The following is a 17,154-nucleotide window of genomic DNA, read 5'->3' on the forward strand; positions in this document are numbered from 1 at the left end:
TACTCCGGGGGGAAGGGGGCAAAATTCAGTGAATTTTGATCCCGGGGGGCAGCGCCCCCAACTGACTTTGCGGCCCTAGCGTCGGTTGATCAGATAGATACCGGCCGCCACCAGCCCCAGCGCCAGCCAGACCTGGCCGCCGACATGCTCGCCCAGTACCAGCCAGCCAAAGATCACCGCCAGTACCGGCGACAGGAAACTGAACGAGGCGACCCCGTTTGCCCGATAGGTTGCCAGCAGCCGGAACCAGATGATGAAGCCCAGGCCCACGACGCCAATGGCCTGGAACATCAGCCCGGCCCAGTGCAACGGCTGCGGGTTGCGAAACAGGTCGCCGAACACCGGCGCCAGCACCAGCAGGATCGGGGCCGAAACCACCAGCTGGCACATCAGCTGTAGTTCTGCCGAAACCCGCGCCAGGGGCGTAATCCGCACCACCAGCGCCAGTCCGGCCCAGCAAATGGCGGCAAAGACCGCCAACGCGTCGCCTTTCAGGCTGACATGAGCCGCGTCGCGCTCCAGCAGCGCCAGCACCACGCCGCCCATCGCCAACCCCAGCCCCGCGATCCGTAGGCCCGACAGACGCTCGCCCGGCAGCAGGACATGCCCGCCGAGCGACAGCCAAATCGGCATGGAGTAGAAGAGGATCGACGAGCGGGATACCGTCGTCAGGTCGAGCGCGGTAAAGATCGCCATGAACTCGATGGTAAAGAGCAGCCCGGTCACCAGCCCACCCAGAATCGCGGCGCGGGGAAAGGTCACCGGCTTGCCCAGCACCCGCATCCAGCCCAGCAGAAAGACCAGCGCGATGGCCGAGCGCAGCCCGGCCTGGAACACCGGGCCGAACCCGCCACCGGTCATCTTGATCACAACCTGGTTGAAGGCCAGAAGCGCGGCGATGCCGATCAGGGCGGCGGCTCCGGCCGCGTCGACGGGGCGTTTTTCTTCCATGCGCCCAAAGGAGGCGCAGTTCCTGCACATGTCAAGCATATCCCGCCCCCTTGCGTTGCGGCACGACCTCCCGCATGACAGGGGCATGAGATCTCCGGCCGACCCGATGCACCGACCCCAGACCCTGCGTCTTGCCAGCTACAACATCCAGAAATGCGTGGGTCTCGACCTGCGCCGCCAGCCGCGCCGCACCTTGCAGGTGCTGAGCGCGCTGCGTGCGCAGGTCGTGGTGTTGCAGGAGGCGGACAAGCGTCTGCCGCCGCGCCCTGCGGCGCTACCGCATTTCGTGCTGAACGAGGCGGGGTGGCAGATTGCCGATCTTGGCGGCGCGGGGTCGCTGGGCTGGCATGGCAACGCGGTGATCTGGCAGGGATCGGATATCGCCCTGCGCGCCACCGCTCATCACGATCTGCCCGGGCTGGAACCGCGCGGCGCTGTGCGGGTCGAGTTCGACACGCCCATCGGCCCCTTGCGGGTGATCGGCATGCACCTGGGGCTGCTGAGCGCGTCACGGCGTGACCAGGTGGTGCATCTGGCGCGGGACATGGACCGGCTGGAGGCGATGCCCACGGTCTGGGCCGGGGATTTCAACGAATGGTCGCGCCAGCCGGTGCTCGATCACCTGGCGCCGATGATGCGGTTCCTGCCGCCGCGCCCCAGCTTTCCATCGCCGCAGCCCCTGGGCGCCCTCGACCGGATCGCGTATAGCGCCGGACTGGCGGTCACGGCGCATGGCGTGCATGCCGAGCGCCCGGCCCATATCGCTTCGGACCACCTGCCGGTCTGGGCCGATCTGGTCAGATCGACCTGATCCCCATCCTCTTGCCGAAAATATCCCGGGGGGACCGGGGGGCAGCGCCCCCCGGCTTGTCGCCGCCGTCAGGCGGCGAAACATCCCTGTCAGGCCGCCTTGCGCGGTCCGCTGCGGCCTCGGCCACCCCTGCGGCTGCGGCGCGCGTCGCCGGGTTTGCCGCCGCCGCCCCGTTGCGGGCCTTTCTTGGCCGCCGGCTTTGCGGGGTCGTCCATCGGCTGCCAGGGGCGCCCCGAGGCGACCGGGATCGCGGCCTTCATCACTTTCTGGATGGCTGCCAGTTCCTCCATCTCGTCCGGTGCGCAGAAGGCGATGGCCGCGCCGTCCTTGCCCGCCCGCGCGGTGCGGCCGATGCGGTGCACATAGGCGTCGGGCACATTGGGCAGTTCATAGTTGTAGACATGCTTCACGTCCGGGATATCCAGTCCGCGCGCGGCCACGTCGGTGGCCACGAGAACCCGGACCTCCGCCTCCTTGAAGGCGGCGATGGCGCGGTCACGCTGGCCCTGGCTCTTGTTGCCATGTACGGCGGCGGTGGCAAAACCGGCCTTTTCCAGCGTCTTGGCCAGCTTCTCGCAGCCCCATTTGGTGCGGCCGAACACGATGGCGCGTTCGTCGCGATGGGTGTCCAGAAGCTCGATCAGCAGATCGGTCTTGGCCGCCTTGGCAATGAAATGCACCACCTGTGTCACCTTTTCGGCGGCCTTGCCCGGGGGCGAGACCTCGATCCGGCGCGGGCTTTTCAGATAGCTCTGGGCGATCTCGTTCATCAGCTTGGGCATGGTGGCCGAGAACAGCATGGTCTGGCGTTCGTTCGGCAGCACCGCCGCGATCTTGCGCAGGGCATGGATGAAGCCCAGATCGAGCATCTGGTCGGCCTCGTCCAGCACCAGGAAGGAGCAGCTGCCCAGATCGACGGCGCGGCGTTCCATCAGGTCCATCAGGCGCCCCGGGGTGGCGACCAGAATGTCGATACCGCGTTCCAGGCGCTTGATCTGCGGGTTGATGGACACGCCACCGACCACGATCGCCACCTTGAGCGGGGTATCCTCGGTCAACGCCTTGAGCGTTTCGGCGATCTGTTGTGCCAGTTCGCGGGTGGGGGCCAGCACCAGTCCGCGCACGGTGCCGCGCGCCGGTTTGCGGCCGACCTGGCCCAAGAGGGTGATCAGTGGCACGCCAAAGGCGGCGGTCTTGCCGGTGCCGGTCTGCGCGAGGCCCATCACGTCATGGCCGTTCAGTGCCTCGGGTATGGCGCGGGCCTGAATCGGGGTCGGTTCGGTGATGCCCATCTTGGACAGGCGGTTCACCAGGGCCGTGTCGAGACCCATCATATCAAAATCGCTCACAATAATCCTTTCACACCGCACCCCTAATGGCACGGCGTCACGAGCGGGTCCGCGGAGCCTCGGATCCGGCAGCCTCATGCCCCGGACCGGTCCAGCGGTTTGCCCCATGCGTGAATGTGGGAACTGTTGCGCCTGTCCTGTCGAGGCCCTTCCTTGTTCGGGCTGGCGGGTTGTCCCCGCACGTCTTTTCATCTGCTCACGCGGCAGAGGACATTGGCGTAGGGCCCCATGTGGCGGCTTGGAGGGGAAAAGTCAACTGCCCGGTACCAATCGCGGCTGGCCCTGTGGCGCAACAGCATGTAAACCCGATTCCCGAATACCGTGACAGGATACGCCCATGTCCAAACCGATCATCTCCCGTTGCGAGGCCAAGGGCCTGCGCATGACCGGCCAGCGCCGGACCATCGCGCAGGTGCTGGAGGAGAGCGAGGACCATCCGGATGTGGAAGAGCTGTATGCCCGCGCGTCCAGGATGGATTCGGGGATCTCGATCGCGACGGTCTATCGGACGGTCAAACTGTTCGAGGAGGCGGGCATTCTCGACCGGCTGGAATTCGGCGACGGGCGGGCGCGCTACGAGGATGCCGAGCGCGACCATCACGACCACCTGATCGACCTGAACTCGGGCGAGGTGATCGAGTTCTGCGATCCCGAGATCGAGGCGCTGCAAGAACGCATCGCGGCCAAGCTGGGATACCGGCTCAAGGGGCACAAGCTGGAGCTTTACGGCGTGCCGCTGCGCAAAGGGTAAGGAGTATAGGGGGCGCTGCCCCCGTCGCCCGTGCCGGGCGACTCCCCCGGAGTATTCCGAACCAGAAAGAAGCAGGGGCCGTTGTCGGCGGGGTCTTTGGGCTCAGTTTTCGCGTTTTGCCTTGACCTGGCGCATGGCTCCGCCAGTGCCGGTGACCCGCAGGCTGTCGCCATTGTCCAGCAGTTCCACATCGGCCTTGCTGAGCTTGCCTTTCCAGCCATGTTTGCTGCGTTCCAGGGTGGTGGTTTCGGGCGCGTTGCTGAGTCGGTCCCAGACCAGTTCGGTGCAATCGCCGTTGACGGCGAAGTCGCCATAGATGCCATGTTCGCTAAATGCGTACTGACCATCGGCCCAGGGGCAGGCGTCGGCGGCAAATACAGGCGTGGAAAGACCAATGCAGAGGGCGGAAAGCGTAAACAGACGTGTCATGGGGATACACCGTTGGTTGAGAATGAAGCAGTCCTTGGGACAGTGTAGTGCAGGGGTCCTTGATCTCAAACCATTCCTGTACAGGCGCCTTGCGGATCGGCACTTTTCGATCCGGGCGACCCCGGCCTAGTATTGCGGGTGCCAAGGGAGAACATGAGATGAGCGGAGAAACCGACCTCGACATCCTGTTGCAGAGCCTGTCGGCCCGGCTGGCGGAGGGGGTCTATGTTTTTGTCACGCTGGAGGACGGCGCGGTGCCTGCCGGGCTGCACCCCCGGATGATGTTTCGCGAGGCCGAGGGCACAACGCTGATCCTTCTTAAATCCGAGGCCGAGGCGCAGGGGCTGGCGTTCGAATTTCCCTGCCGGATGATCACGCTGGAGGTGCATTCCTCGCTGGCGGCGGTGGGGTTCATCGCGCGGATCGCCAGTGCGCTTGCGCGTCATGGCATGGGGGTGAACCCGGTTTCGGGCTTTTATCACGATCACCTGTTCGTGCCCGAGGAACGCGCGGCGGACGCGATGCGCATCCTTTCGGACATCGCGCGCGGCGCGGGGGATTAGCGGCACGGCATCACGGGACGCGATGGGGCGGTCCACGTCTTTTCATGGGTGATGGGGGATTTGGCCTTGCGGCGGCGCTGCGCTTGCGCTTTGGCTGCGGGCAAAATCCGGCCCTCGGGGGCCCTGTCGAGGCGTGCGCTCATGAACAATGTCAACGGTATCCTTCTGGTCGTCGCCGCCATGGCGGCGTTTTCGATCGAGGACATGTTCATCAAGCAACTGTCCGCCACGGTGCCGATCGGTCAGATCCTGCTGGTGCTGGGCGTGTTCTGCGGCGCCACCTTCCTGATCATGGCGGTGGCGACGCGGAAAAGGGTTTTCAGCCGGGCGGCCTGGTCGCCGCTTCTGCTGATCCGCGCCGCGACAGAGGCGGTGAGCGCGCTGACCTTTGCCACCGCGCTGTCGCTGGTTGATCTTTCCACCGTGGCGGCGGTGTTCCAGGCGATGCCGCTGGTGGTGACGATGGGGGCGGCGCTGTTTCTGGGCGAGAAGGTGGGCTGGCGCCGGTGGAGCGCGATCACCGTTGGTTTCATTGGTGTTCTGATGATCATTCGCCCCGGCATGGCCGGGTTCCAGCCCGCGCAACTGCTTATATTGGCCTCGGTCGTCAGCGTGGCGGCGCGCGACCTGATCACCCGGCGGATCGACGCGCATGTGGCCTCGGCCGTGGTATCGTTCCAGGCCTATCTGGCGCTGATCCTTGGGGGCGCGGGAATACTGGTGCTGTCGGGAACCGCGCCGGTGCCGGTGGCGCCGGGGCATTGGGTCCCCTACGCGGGCGCGATCCTGTTCGGGGTTCTGGGCTATTATGGCATCGTCACCGCGATGCGGGTCGGCGAGGCCTCGGTGGTGACACCGTTCCGGTATTCGCGGTTGCTGTTCTCGATCCTCGCCGGGATGCTGGTGTTCGGCGAACGGCCCGACTTGCTGACGTTGGCGGGCTCGGCGCTGATCATCGGGTCGGGGCTTTATACTTTCCTGCGCGAGCGGCGTCTGGCGCGCGCGATGGCGCGGGCCCGCGTTCCGGCGCGGCACGGTGCCGCTGTGGCGTGAACCAGCGCCGCCTGTTGGCGCAAACAATGAAATGTTAGCCCTAACCAGCGGTTTTTCTGCGTGTTAGCGGTAACGAGCGTGGTTTACTTTCACACGGCTGCTGCTATGAGGGCGGCAATCCAATTGCAGAGTCGGGGACCGATTTCATGAGCACCATCATCGACATTCACGCGCGCGAGATCCTGGACAGCCGGGGCAACCCGACCGTCGAGGTGGACGTGATCCTGGAAGACGGCACCATGGGCCGCGCCGCCGTGCCCTCGGGCGCGTCGACCGGGGCCTATGAGGCGGTGGAGCGCCGCGATGGCGACAAGAGCCGCTACATGGGCAAGGGCGTGCTGGAGGCGGTGGCCGCCGTCAACGGCGAGATCGCCGAGGAACTGGTGGGTTTTGACGCGACCGAACAGGTCGCCATCGACGCCGCGATGATCGAACTGGACGGCACCGAGAACAAGAGCCGCCTGGGCGCCAACGCGATCCTCGGCGTGTCGCTGGCGGTGGCCAAGGCGGCCGCCGATTTCACCACCCAGCCGTTGTTCCGCTATGTCGGCGGTACTTCGGCGCGGGTGTTGCCGGTGCCGATGATGAACATCATCAACGGCGGCGAACACGCCGATAACCCGATCGACATCCAGGAATTCATGATCATGCCGGTGGCGGCGGAAAACATCCGTGACGCGGTGCGTATGGGCGCCGAGGTGTTTCACACGCTGAAGAAGGAATTGTCGGCGGCGGGTCTGGCGACCGGTGTGGGCGACGAAGGCGGGTTTGCTCCGAACCTGTCGAGCACCCGCGACGCGTTGGACTTCATCCTGAAAGCCATCGAAAAGGCGGGCTACAAGCCCGGCGACGAGATCCACCTGGCGCTGGATTGCGCCGCGACGGAATACTTCAAGGGCGGCAAATATGTGCTTGCCGGAGAAGGGAAAACCCTGTCGAGCGAAGAGAACGTGGATTATCTGGCGGCACTGGTGGCCGACTATCCGATCATCTCGATCGAGGACGGCATGGCCGAGGATGACTGGGCCGGCTGGAAGGCGCTGACCGACCGTCTGGGCGGCAAGGTGCAACTGGTGGGCGACGATCTGTTCGTGACCAACCCGGCGCGTCTGGCCGAGGGGATTGCCAAGGGCTGTGCCAACTCGATGCTGGTCAAGGTGAACCAGATCGGGTCGCTGACCGAGACGCTGAAGGCGGTCGATATGGCGCATCGCGCGCGCTACACCAACGTGATGAGCCACCGGTCGGGCGAGACCGAGGATGCCACCATTGCCGATCTGGCTGTGGCGACCAATTGCGGTCAGATCAAGACCGGTTCGCTGGCCCGCTCGGACCGGTTGGCCAAGTACAACCAGTTGATCCGTATCGAGGAAGCGCTGGGGGAAGTGGCAGAATACGCCGGCCGCTCGATCCTGCGCGGCTGATCGGGCGCGGGCAGAAAATCTGAGATTTTCTGAGCACATTTTTTCACGAAAAAATGCGGGGGCGCTGCCCCCACCGCCCTTTGGGCGGCTCCCCCGGAGTATTGCCCACCAGAAAGAAGCGCGACCCTTTCAGTCGGCCACGAAACTGTAGTGCCGGATTGTCCGGGATTCGACCAGTTCGGCCTCGGCAGGGTCGATATGCGGGCTCTGATAATCTTCGCCGACAAAGGCCTTGAGCGCGTCGAGATCCCGCCAGATCATCACGAAGCTGAAGTCGCGCGGAGTATCGGGGCGCGGCGCACCGGGTAGAACCTGGACGATTCCCTCGGTGCCTTTCATCAGCGGGATCGCGGTGCTGTGGAAGAATTCGGCGAACTCGGCTTCCTTGCCCGGTCGGGTCGTGACCTGAAAGATGCGCATGATCATGGCGGTGTCCTCCTGGTTCGGGGCGGGACGGGTCCGTAACGCGGCATTGCAATCCGCCCGCCGCTATGCGCCCATTGTAGCACAGTGGGGGCAAGGGAGGCTGGGGCATGGTCGAGGCGCTGATTTTCGATGTGTTCGGGACATGCGTGGACTGGCGCGCGTCTGTCGCGCGCGAGGTGGCGGCGGTCTTGCCTGAGGTCGATGCCGAGGCCTTTGCCACGGCCTGGCGGGGGGAGTATGATCCGGCGATGGCGCGTATTCGCGAGGGCGCGCGGGGCTATGTGCCGCTCGATGATCTGCATCTAGAGAACCTCGACACAGTGGCGCGGGCCTTTGGTGTTCGGGTGCCGGACCGGTTGGCGCTGAATGCCGCCTGGGAGCGGTTGGATCCCTGGCCGGATGTGATCCAGGGATTGGCGGCGTTGAAGAGGCTGGCGATGATCGCGCCATGTTCCAACGGGTCGATTGCCTTGATGACCCGTCTGGCTCGGCATGCTGGGCTGCCTTGGGACTGCATTCTGGGGGCAGATCTGGCGCGCGGATACAAGCCGCAGCCAGAGGTCTATCTGGCCTCTTGCGCGGCGCTGCGACTGCCACCCGAGGCGGTGATGATGGTGGCCGCGCATAACTCGGATCTGGCCGCTGCGCGCGCGGTTGGGTTACGAACAGGTTTCGTGGCCCGACCTCGGGAGCATGGGCCAGGGCAGGTGCAGGATCTGCGTCCAGAGAGTGATTGGGACGTGATAGCCGAGGATTTTGCTGATCTGGCGGCGCAGATTCTGGTTCTCCGATCCAGGGGCGAGGTCAGCTGCGCAGGCGCTTGAAGACCAGACCTACCACCACCTGAACTAACAGACCGGCGATGCCTCCGCCCACCAGGTTGCTGGTGAGCGCGCTCAGATTGACGCTGCCGGCTCCCATCAGCCCGCCCAGGATCTGACCACCGCCAAGACCGCCTATGGCTCCGGCGACGGCATTGCCGATACCGCCCATATCTGCCTGACGCATCAACTTACCGCCGCCAGTACCGCCAAGAGCGCCGCCCAGAACCTGTGCAATGAGCTGTTCCATGATGTTTTCCCTGTTCGCGAGCTACGTTAAAGCGGTCAGCGTAGCGTCGTCACGGCCAGGCGGTCAGGGGAAAAAACGTTTTGAGGTCGCAGAGTGCGTCTCAAAGGCGCTTGCTCATCAGCATGAAGTCGGGGCGTGGTTCGAAACGGGCGCGGGAATAGAGGCTTTGTGCGCGTTCGTTTTGGTGCCCGACTTCGAGATGCAGCGCCTTCATGCCCGCTGCGGCCAGCGCCTTGGGCAGTTCTGTGAGAACCTCGCTGGCGATGCCGCGGCCGCGCACGGCGGGACGCAGCCAGATTTCGTCGATGTACCCTTCGAGCCCGCCGAATTCGATAGACCAGCCAAAGGTGACGATGACATAGCCGAGCGGGGCGCGGGCCGGGCCGATCAGGTAGGCGCAGCCATGCGGGATACCGTCAAGCAGCGGACGCAAGGCATCGCGGCGCGCCTCGTCGGTCCCTTGCAGACCGGCTTCGGTATGAGAGGCCGAGACCATAGCCGCGATCCGGTCGAGATCGTCCAGGCGAGCGAGATGCAAGGCGGCGGTCATAGCCGGGCCAGCCGTTCGGTGAGGAGCGCAAAAAAGCCGTCGGCATCGATGTCGCCGATGAAGAGCGCGTTGGGCGCGCGGTCGGTGACCCGCCACCAGTCGGCGACGGTCATGCCGAGGGTCAGGTCCGAGGTGGTCTCGACCGCGACATTGATGTGACGACCGGAGAACAGATCGGGGTTGAGCAGATAGGCGGTGACGCAAGGGTCGTGCAGGGGGGCGCCTTCGGAGCCGTATTTCTCCTTGTCGAAGCGCTCGAAGAAATCGGTCATCTGGGCGACCGCAATGCCGACAGGGGTGCGGAGGGCGCGGAAGGCGTCGTTGCGCGCCTTGGTGACCAGCGCCTTGTGGGTGACATCGAGCGGCATGATCACGATGGGTGCACCGGATTTGAACACGATATCAGCTGCTTCAGGGTCGACGTAAATGTTGAATTCGGCGGCGGGGGTGATGTTGCCCACCTCGAAATAGGCGCCGCCCATCAGCACGATTTCCTGCACGCGGGAGACGATGTCGGGCGCGCGGGTGAAGGCGGTGGCGATATTGGTCAGCGGTCCCAGCGGGCAGAGCGTCACCGTGCCCGGCGCCTGGGCGCGCAGGGTGTCGATGATGAAATCGACGGCATGCGCCTCTTGCAGCGGCATCACCGGATCGGGCAGGTCGGGGCCGTCGAGCCCGGTCTTGCCATGCACATGTTCGGCGGTGACCAGTTTGCGCCCGATGGGTGCGTCGCACCCGGCATGGACCGGTACATCGGGCCGACCGGCCAGTTCGCAGACGATGCGGGCGTTTTTCGCGGTCAGCGGTAGCGGCACGTTGCCGGCGACGGCGGTGATGCCCAGCACCTCGATCTCGTCGGGGCTGGCCAGCGCCAGCAGGATGGCGACGGCGTCATCCTGGCCGGGGTCGGTGTCGATGATGATCTTGCGGGGGGGCATGGGCGTCTCCGGTCGTGTCGGGGTCAGTGGTGACAGGTGCGGGGGTGTCTGTCCAGAGGCAGGCAGGGGGCGCTGCCCCCGCGCCTGGCGGCGCTCCCCCGGAGTATTTGCGGCGGAATGAAGGGTCAGGGACGGGTTTTTTCCTGCGCCTTGACCTGATTCCAGAGCGCGTCCATCTCGTCCAGCGTGCTGTCCTCGGGGGTCTTGCCCCGTGTCGCCAGCCGTGCCTCGATCTGGGCGAAACGACGGGTGAACTTGGCATTGGTGCGGCGCAAGGCGGCTTCGGGCTCAACGCCGAGGTGGCGGCCGAGATTGACAAGGACAAAGAGAAGGTCGCCGAATTCATCCTCGATGGCATCCGCATCGAGACTGTCGCGCGCCTCGACCAGTTCGCGGGTCTCTTCGGCGATCTTGTCGAGCACCGGGCCCACATCGCCCCAGTCGAAGCCGACACGGGCGGCGCGTTTTTGCAGCTTGTAGGCGCGCAGGAGGGCGGGCAGGCCGAGGGCCACCCCGTCAAGCGCACCCTGCTGCGCCTTCTTTGCCCGCTCAGTGGCCTTGATTGCCTCCCAGTCGCGGGTCTGCTGTTCGGCGGACTTGTCGCGCGTCTCGTCTCCGAACACGTGCGGGTGGCGGTCGACCATCTTGTCGGACATGGTGCGTACCACGTCCTGAAAGGTGAAATGCCCCGCCTCGGCGGCCATCTGGGCGTGAAAGACGGACTGGAACAGCAGATCGCCCAACTCGCCCTTGAGCTCGTCCCAAGCACCGCGCTCGATCGCGTCTGCGACTTCATAAGCCTCTTCGATCGTGTAGGGGGCGATGGTGGCGAAGTCCTGTTCGATGTCCCACGGGCAGCCGGTTTCGGGATCGCGCAGGCGGCGCATGATCTCCAGCAGGCGCTCGATTCCGGCTGTCTGGTCGTGGATCAGCGTGTCATCGGGCATTGCGGCGGTCCTCGTTCCTGTGTCAGATGCATCCATCCCGCAGCAAGGCCCCGGAGTCCAGACCTCATGCCCGTCATCAACCGCATCGCCGATTTCGCAGCCGATATGGCCACGTGGCGCCAGCATCTTCACACCATCCCGGAGTTGGAGTTCGAGTGCCATCAGACGGCGGCCTTTGTCGCCGAGCGGCTGCGCGAATTCGGGGTGGACGAGCTGCACGAGGGCATTGCCAAGACCGGCATCGTGGCGATCATCAGCGGGCAGGGCGATGGGCCGACCATCGGGCTGCGCGCGGATATGGATGCGTTGCCGATCCCCGAGGAGACGGGGGTATCCTATGCCTCCACCAACCCGGGCAAGATGCATGCCTGCGGCCATGACGGGCATACCACCATGCTGTTGGGAGCGGCGCGATATCTGGCCGAGACGCGGAATTTCAGCGGCCGGGTGGCGCTGATCTTTCAGCCCGCCGAGGAAGAGGGTGGCGGCGCCGATGCAATGGTGCGCGAGGGCATCCTCGAGCGGTTCGATATCGGCGAGGTCTATGCGCTGCACAATGCGCCGGGCCATGCCGAAGGCGCATTCTATACCACGCCCGGACCGCTGATGGCGGCGGTGGATTCGTTCGAGATCCATATCCAGGGGCGTGGTGGCCATGGCGCCATGCCGCATGAGACGATCGACCCGGTGATGGCGGCCTGCGGTATCGCACAGGCGATCCAGACCATCGTCAGCCGCAACCACTATGCGTTGGACGATCTGGTGGTCTCGGTCACCCAGATCCATACCGGCACCGTGAACAACGTCATTCCCGACACCGCCTATCTGAACGGTACGGTGCGGACCTTTGATCCGGCGGTGCAGCAGATGGTGATGCGCCGCATGAAGGAGATCGTGGCGGGGCAGGCGGCCTCTTATGGGGTGACGGCCGAGCTGGATTACCAGGTGGGCTATCCCGCCACCATCAACGATGCCGCCAAGACCGCGTTTGCCGTCGAGGTGGCGCGCGAGGTGTCGGGCGCGACCAATGTGGTGGCCGATGGCGGGCGCGAGATGGGGGCCGAGGATTTCAGCTATATGCTCGAAAAACGGCCCGGTTCCTATCTGTTCATCGGCCAGGGCGAGGGCGCCGGGCTGCACCATCCGAAATACAATTTCAACGACGAGATCGCGCCGGTGGGGGCGTCCTTTTTTGCGAGGATCGTGGAGAAGGCACAGCCGGTGGCTTGACGTTGACGCGCGTCGCCAACCCGCCGGGAACCCAAGGAGGAGCAAGAAAAAGTGGCTCTAGAAGATGCGAAGAATGCGGTGGACGAGGCGTTCACCGTACCGGAACTCAAGGGGCTGGCCTTTGAGAACACGTTTGGCGGGGCGGTGTCCTTCCTGCGCAGGCTTTATACAAAGAACCTGCAAGGCGTCGATGTCGCGGTGACGGGCGTGCCGTTCGACCAGGCGGTGACCAACCGGACCGGCACCCGGATGGGGCCGCGTGCCATCCGCGAGGCGAGCACGCTGCAATCCATGGACGAACCCTATGGCTGGCCGTTTGCGGCGCTGAGCGATCTGGCCATTGTCGACTATGGCGACCTGGCCTTTGATTATGCCGATGTGGCGGCCTTTCCGGACCGTCTGAGCGACCATATCCGCACCATTCTGGCCGCGGATGTGCCGACCGTGGCGCTGGGTGGGGATCACTATATCAGCTTCCCCATTCTCAAGGCCTATGCCGAGAAATACGGGCCGATGTCGCTGGTGCATTTCGATGCCCATTCGGACACCTGGGCCGATGACAACATGGAGCGGATCGACCACGGCACCATGTTCTACAAGGCGGTGAAGCTTGGGCTGGTGGACCCGGCGCGCTCGGTGCAGATCGGCATCCGGACCACCAACCCGGACACGATGGGGTTCAACATCATCGACGCGCGCGCGGTCGAGGAGCGTGGCGCGGCGGCGGTTGCCAAACAGGTGCGCGAGATTGTCGGTGATCATCCGGTCTATCTGACCTTTGATATCGACGCGCTGGATCCGGCCTATGCGCCTGGTACCGGCACGCCGGTCTGGGGTGGCCTGAGTTCCATGCAGGCCGCGATCATGCTGCGCGACCTGGGCGGCATCAACATCAAGGGCGGTGACGTGGTCGAGGTCTCTCCGCCTTATGATACCACCGGCGCGACCGCTATCGCAGGCGCGCATGTGGCGACGCAGCTCATCTGTCTGCTGGGGTGGAACAAGCTGGTATGAGCGATTTCAACCAGCCCATAGGTGGCAACGATCTGGCCCGGTTTTCCGGGCCGAACACCTTCATGCGGCTGCCGCAGGCGCAGGCGCTGGGGGGGCTGGACGTGGCCATTCTGGGGGTGCCGATGGATATCGGCACCTCGTGGCGCTCGGGCACACGGTTTGGGCCGAAACAGATCCGCGCCGAAAGCGCGATGATCCGGCCCTATAACATGTCGACCGGGGCGGCGCCCTTTGACAGTTTGCAGATTGCCGATATCGGCGATTTGGCGATCAACACGTTTTCGCTGGCCGACAGCCTGCGTATCATCAAGGAGAGCTATGACGCGATCCTGACCCATGACGTGATCCCGGTGGCGATGGGGGGCGATCACTCGATCACCCTGCCGATCCTGCGGGCGATTGCGGCCAAACATGGCCCGGTGGCGCTGGTGCATGTGGATGCCCATGCGGATGTAAACGACGAGATGTTCGGCGAGCGTGAAACACACGGCACCGTGTTCCGCCGTGCCTATGAGGAAGGGTTGATCCAGCCCGACAAGACCTATCAGATCGGTATTCGCGGATCGGGTTATGCGGCCACCGATTTTACCGAGGCGCAGGGTTGGGGATTTCAGCATTTCCCGGCCTGGGAGCTGTGGCACCGCAGCCTGAAGCCGTTGGGTGAGGAGATCCGCCGCGATATCGGGGACCGGCCGGTCTATGTGACCTATGATATCGACAGTCTCGATCCGGCCTATGCGCCCGGCACCGGCACGCCCGAGATCGGCGGGCTGACCACGCCACAGGCGCTGGAACTGATCCATGCACTGAAGGGGCTGAATATCGTCGGCTGCGATCTGGTCGAGGTGTCGCCGCCCTATGACACCTCGGGCAACACGGCGCTGACGGCGGCCAATCTGCTCTATGAACTGCTCTGCGTGCTGCCCGGCGTGCGGGCGCGCTGAGCGGTGCGGATGCTGGTCTGGTTCCTGATTGCGCTGGTCGTGCTGGGGCTTGTCTGGATCAGGCTTGCGCCCTCGGACCCGGCGCGCTGGCACCAGCGCCCGGCGGTGGCGGCGGACCGCGACATGAAGGGCGGTGTTCTGCGTGCCGTGGTGACCGGGCCGGAGGGGCTGGTGCGACTGGATGCGGTCGCGCGCGCCACCCCGCGCACGCGGGTGCTGGCCGGGTCGGTCGGGCAGGGCATGGTTACATATGTCACCCGCAGCCGCGTGTTCGGCTTTCCCGACTACACCACGGCCTGGCAGGATGGCGATACGCTGCGGATCTGGGGGCGGCTCAGGTTCGGGCGCTCAGATCTTGGGGTAAACCGCGACCGTGTCGATCAGTGGCTTGCGGCGCTGAGGCACTAGGCCAGAGGACAGGCAGCCCTCGGACACCTCGCGCCACATCGGTACGTTCAGCGACATCTGGCATTGCGCCATGAACATGCGCCCGTCGACTTGCAGGCAGATGGTTTCGCCCAGTTCCACCCGGCTGCCGGATGTGTCGGTGCAATAGCAGTCGATGGTCTTGCCGCCGGGGCCGACGACATCGGCCAGAGCCGGGGACGCAAACATCAGGATCAGGGCGAGAATACGTGTCATGCGCCTAAGCTAGCACAGCCCAGCCCCTTGACCAAAGCCCCCGGATATCGGACACCGCCGCAATGATCCCAGAAGAACGCCTAGACCAGATTACCCAGCGCTTCCACTATCTGGAGGCGGCCATGGCCGATGGCGCCTCGGGCGGCGATATCGCGCGGCTGGCCAAGGAATACTCCGACCTGCGCCCGGTGGTCGAGCAGATTGCCGCCTGGCGGCAGCTCTGTTCCGATATGGCCGACGCAAAGGAGATGCTGTCGGACCCGGACATGAAGGCGCTGGCCGAGGAGGAGCTGCCGCTGCTCAAGGCGCGCCTGCCCGAGGCCGAACGCGCGCTGCAACTGGCGCTGTTACCCAAGGACGAGGCCGACGCGCGGCCCGCGATGCTGGAAATCCGGCCCGGAACCGGCGGCGACGAGGCGGCGTTGTTCGCGGGCGATCTGCTACGCATGTACCAGCGTCATGCCGAGGCGCGCGGCTGGAAGCTGGAGCTGATCGAGTTGCAAGAGACCGAGCTGGGCGGCATCAAGGAAGTGGTGGCCAGGATCAGCGGCGAGAATGTCTTTGCCCGGCTGAAATACGAGAGCGGCGTGCACCGGGTACAGCGGGTGCCCGAGACCGAGAGCGGTGGGCGCATCCATACCTCGGCCGCGACGGTGGCCGTGCTGCCCGAGGCGCAGGATGTCGATATCCAGATCGATCCGGGCGATATCCGCATCGACACGATGCGGTCGTCTGGTGCCGGCGGGCAGCACGTGAACACCACCGATTCGGCGGTACGGATCACCCACCTGCCCAGCGGCATCGTGGTGACCAGTTCCGAGAAGTCGCAGCACCGCAATCGCGAGATCGCGATGCAGGTGCTGAAAACCCGGCTTTACGACCTTGAACGCCAGCGGCTGGACAGCGAACGCTCGGCCAGCCGCTCGGCGCAGGTGGGAACCGGCGACCGGTCGGAACGGATCCGCACTTATAATTTCCCGCAGGGGCGGATGACCGATCACCGGATCAACCTGACGCTCTACAAGCTCGATGCGGTGATGCAGGGCGATCTGGACGAGGTGATCGACGCGCTGATCGCCGACGGGCAGGCGCGGATGCTGGCCGAGATGGGGCAATGAGCGGTCAGACCGCTGCCCAGGCCATGGTTGCCGCCACCGCCCGGCTGCGCGCCGCCGGTGTGCCCGACCCAGCCCGCGATGCGCGGCTGCTCCTGGCCCATGCCGCGCGGATCGAGGCCAGCCGCGTGACCCTGATCGCGCCCGAGGATCTGGCCCCGGATATTGCCGAGCGTTACGAGCAGTTGATTGCACTGCGGGCGGTCCGGGTGCCGGTATCGCATCTGCTGGGCGAGCGCGAATTCTATGGCCGCCGGTTCAAGGTCTCGGGCGAGGTGCTGGACCCGCGCCCCGAGACCGAGATCCTGATCGAGGCGGCGCTGAGCGCACCGTTTGAACGGGTGCTGGACCTGGGGACCGGGTCGGGCTGCATTCTGGTGACCCTTTTGGCCGAGCGGCCCGAGGCGACCGGGCTTGGTGTCGATCTGAGCGAAGTGGCCTGCTTGCAGGCCAGCGCCAACGCGGTGCTGCACCGGGTGGCCGACCGGGCGGATGTGCGGACCTCGGACTGGTTCGCGCAGGTGGCCGGGCGGTTCGACCTGATCGTCTCGAACCCGCCCTATATCGCGCTGGAGGAGATGCCGGGGCTGGCGCCCGAGGTAATCGAGCACGAACCCCGGATGGCGCTGACCGATGGCGGCGACGGGTTGGGCGCCTATCGGCGGATCGCCGCTGGCGCGCCTGATCACCTGCGGTCTGGCGGTCGGCTGATGGTCGAGATCGGCCCGACACAGGCGCTGGCGGTGTCGCAACTCTTCGAAGCGGCGGGTCTGTCGGGCGTCCGGGTGATTCCGGATCTGGACGGGCGCGACCGTGTCGTGACGGCAGTCTTGGTGGAATAACCCGGTCTGGTGCGGTGCAAATGTGCCAATCCTGATCGAAATACTGATATTTTTCGGCCAAACCTCTTGTCTGCGGCGGCTGAACGTGGTTACTCGGGATTGTC

General features: G+C 65.1%; 21 protein-coding genes. 12 read left to right on the forward strand and 9 right to left on the reverse strand.

Features of this window, described 5'->3' with window-relative positions; all coding sequences use genetic code 11:
• Window positions 1-75: 75 nt before the first annotated feature.
• A complete protein-coding gene (locus OEZ49_RS04080) occupies window positions 76-981 on the reverse strand; it encodes a DMT family transporter (RefSeq protein ID WP_263387335.1) in 906 nt (301 codons plus the stop codon).
• Window positions 982-1,036: 55 nt separating this feature from the next.
• On the opposite strand from OEZ49_RS04080, the gene OEZ49_RS04085 reads away from it, so the two are divergent.
• Window positions 1,037-1,762 carry an endonuclease/exonuclease/phosphatase family protein gene (locus tag OEZ49_RS04085; protein ID WP_263387126.1) on the forward strand — a complete coding sequence of 242 codons (726 nt, stop codon included), beginning with the start codon at window positions 1,037-1,039 and terminating at the stop codon, window positions 1,760-1,762.
• Window positions 1,763-1,851: 89 nt separating this feature from the next.
• Here the strand turns inward: OEZ49_RS04085 and OEZ49_RS04090 are convergent, their stop codons facing one another.
• Window positions 1,852-3,111, reverse strand: a complete 1,260-nt coding sequence (locus OEZ49_RS04090; RefSeq protein ID WP_263387127.1) for a DEAD/DEAH box helicase — start codon at window positions 3,109-3,111, stop codon at window positions 1,852-1,854.
• Between the two features lie 337 nt (window positions 3,112-3,448).
• Between OEZ49_RS04090 and OEZ49_RS04095 the strand changes: the two genes are divergently transcribed.
• Window positions 3,449-3,862, forward strand: a complete 414-nt coding sequence (locus OEZ49_RS04095) for a Fur family transcriptional regulator (protein WP_164127660.1) — start codon at window positions 3,449-3,451, stop codon at window positions 3,860-3,862.
• A 102-nt stretch (window positions 3,863-3,964) separates the two neighbouring features.
• On the opposite strand, the gene OEZ49_RS04100 is transcribed toward OEZ49_RS04095, so the two are convergent.
• Window positions 3,965-4,291 carry a hypothetical protein gene (locus tag OEZ49_RS04100; RefSeq protein WP_263387128.1) on the reverse strand — a complete coding sequence of 109 codons (327 nt, stop codon included), beginning with the start codon at window positions 4,289-4,291 and terminating at the stop codon, window positions 3,965-3,967.
• Between the two features lie 158 nt (window positions 4,292-4,449).
• On the opposite strand from OEZ49_RS04100, the gene OEZ49_RS04105 reads away from it, so the two are divergent.
• The 3 genes from OEZ49_RS04105 (at window position 4,450) to eno (ending at window position 7,331) form a co-directional block, all read left to right on the forward strand.
• On the forward strand, window positions 4,450-4,854 hold the full coding sequence (locus OEZ49_RS04105) for an ACT domain-containing protein (RefSeq protein ID WP_263387129.1): 405 nt from the start codon (window positions 4,450-4,452) through the stop codon (window positions 4,852-4,854).
• Window positions 4,855-4,995: 141 nt separating this feature from the next.
• A complete protein-coding gene (locus OEZ49_RS04110; RefSeq protein WP_263387130.1) occupies window positions 4,996-5,907 on the forward strand; it encodes a DMT family transporter in 912 nt (303 codons plus the stop codon).
• A gap of 146 nt (window positions 5,908-6,053) precedes the next feature.
• Entirely contained in the window at window positions 6,054-7,331 is a 1,278-nt protein-coding gene (eno, locus tag OEZ49_RS04115; protein ID WP_164127652.1) for a phosphopyruvate hydratase, read from the forward strand.
• 129 nt (window positions 7,332-7,460) lie between these two features.
• Here the strand turns inward: eno and OEZ49_RS04120 are convergent, their stop codons facing one another.
• Window positions 7,461-7,757, reverse strand: a complete 297-nt coding sequence (locus tag OEZ49_RS04120) for an antibiotic biosynthesis monooxygenase family protein (RefSeq protein WP_263387131.1) — start codon at window positions 7,755-7,757, stop codon at window positions 7,461-7,463.
• Between the two features lie 107 nt (window positions 7,758-7,864).
• On the opposite strand from OEZ49_RS04120, the gene OEZ49_RS04125 reads away from it, so the two are divergent.
• Window positions 7,865-8,581 carry a haloacid dehalogenase type II gene (locus OEZ49_RS04125; RefSeq protein WP_263387132.1) on the forward strand — a complete coding sequence of 239 codons (717 nt, stop codon included), beginning with the start codon at window positions 7,865-7,867 and terminating at the stop codon, window positions 8,579-8,581.
• On the opposite strand, the gene OEZ49_RS04130 is transcribed toward OEZ49_RS04125, so the two are convergent.
• From OEZ49_RS04130 to mazG, 4 genes are all read right to left on the reverse strand, one after another.
• Window positions 8,562-8,828: a hypothetical protein gene (locus OEZ49_RS04130; RefSeq protein WP_263387133.1), complete on the reverse strand. Its 267-nt coding sequence runs from the start codon at window positions 8,826-8,828 to the stop codon at window positions 8,562-8,564. The genes OEZ49_RS04125 and OEZ49_RS04130 overlap by 20 nt on opposite strands.
• 100 nt (window positions 8,829-8,928) lie before the next feature.
• Window positions 8,929-9,378: a GNAT family N-acetyltransferase gene (locus OEZ49_RS04135; protein ID WP_263387134.1), complete on the reverse strand. Its 450-nt coding sequence runs from the start codon at window positions 9,376-9,378 to the stop codon at window positions 8,929-8,931.
• Complete coding sequence (locus tag OEZ49_RS04140) at window positions 9,375-10,316, reverse strand: nucleoside hydrolase (RefSeq protein ID WP_263387135.1); 942 nt, start codon at window positions 10,314-10,316, stop codon at window positions 9,375-9,377. Before OEZ49_RS04140 ends, OEZ49_RS04135 begins: the two co-directional genes overlap by 4 nt.
• A gap of 125 nt (window positions 10,317-10,441) precedes the next feature.
• Complete coding sequence (gene mazG, locus OEZ49_RS04145; RefSeq protein WP_263387136.1) at window positions 10,442-11,263, reverse strand: nucleoside triphosphate pyrophosphohydrolase; 822 nt, start codon at window positions 11,261-11,263, stop codon at window positions 10,442-10,444.
• A gap of 66 nt (window positions 11,264-11,329) precedes the next feature.
• Here mazG and OEZ49_RS04150 point away from each other — a divergent pair, with 66 nt between their 5' ends.
• The 4 genes from OEZ49_RS04150 to OEZ49_RS04165 are packed head-to-tail and all read left to right on the forward strand — an operon-like array spanning window position 11,330 to window position 14,859.
• A complete protein-coding gene (locus tag OEZ49_RS04150; protein ID WP_263387137.1) occupies window positions 11,330-12,493 on the forward strand; it encodes a M20 aminoacylase family protein in 1,164 nt (387 codons plus the stop codon).
• 51 nt (window positions 12,494-12,544) lie between these two features.
• Window positions 12,545-13,507: an agmatinase gene (gene speB / locus OEZ49_RS04155; protein WP_263387138.1), complete on the forward strand. Its 963-nt coding sequence runs from the start codon at window positions 12,545-12,547 to the stop codon at window positions 13,505-13,507.
• Window positions 13,504-14,451 carry an agmatinase gene (gene speB, locus OEZ49_RS04160; RefSeq protein ID WP_263387139.1) on the forward strand — a complete coding sequence of 316 codons (948 nt, stop codon included), beginning with the start codon at window positions 13,504-13,506 and terminating at the stop codon, window positions 14,449-14,451. Before speB (OEZ49_RS04155) ends, speB (OEZ49_RS04160) begins: the two co-directional genes overlap by 4 nt.
• A gap of 9 nt (window positions 14,452-14,460) precedes the next feature.
• Window positions 14,461-14,859 (forward strand): DUF1499 domain-containing protein, encoded by a 399-nt coding sequence (locus OEZ49_RS04165; protein WP_263387140.1) that lies wholly within the window; start codon window positions 14,461-14,463, stop codon window positions 14,857-14,859.
• Here the strand turns inward: OEZ49_RS04165 and OEZ49_RS04170 are convergent.
• Window positions 14,800-15,093 (reverse strand): hypothetical protein, encoded by a 294-nt coding sequence (locus tag OEZ49_RS04170; protein WP_164127629.1) that lies wholly within the window; start codon window positions 15,091-15,093, stop codon window positions 14,800-14,802. The two genes, OEZ49_RS04165 and OEZ49_RS04170, sit on opposite strands and share 60 nt — an antisense overlap.
• 62 nt (window positions 15,094-15,155) lie before the next feature.
• Between OEZ49_RS04170 and prfA the strand changes: the two genes are divergently transcribed.
• Both prfA and prmC read left to right on the forward strand, forming a co-directional pair.
• The gene (gene prfA / locus OEZ49_RS04175; RefSeq protein WP_263387141.1) at window positions 15,156-16,211 is read left to right on the forward strand and encodes a peptide chain release factor 1; all 1,056 of its coding nucleotides are present in this window, start codon (window positions 15,156-15,158) and stop codon (window positions 16,209-16,211) included.
• On the forward strand, window positions 16,208-17,050 hold the full coding sequence (gene prmC, locus OEZ49_RS04180; RefSeq protein ID WP_263387142.1) for a peptide chain release factor N(5)-glutamine methyltransferase: 843 nt from the start codon (window positions 16,208-16,210) through the stop codon (window positions 17,048-17,050). Before prfA ends, prmC begins: the two co-directional genes overlap by 4 nt.
• Window positions 17,051-17,154: the final 104 nt, after the last annotated feature.

Source organism: Ruegeria marisflavi, assembly GCF_025673445.1.
GTDB classification, from domain to species: domain Bacteria; phylum Pseudomonadota; class Alphaproteobacteria; order Rhodobacterales; family Rhodobacteraceae; genus Ruegeria_B; species Ruegeria_B marisflavi.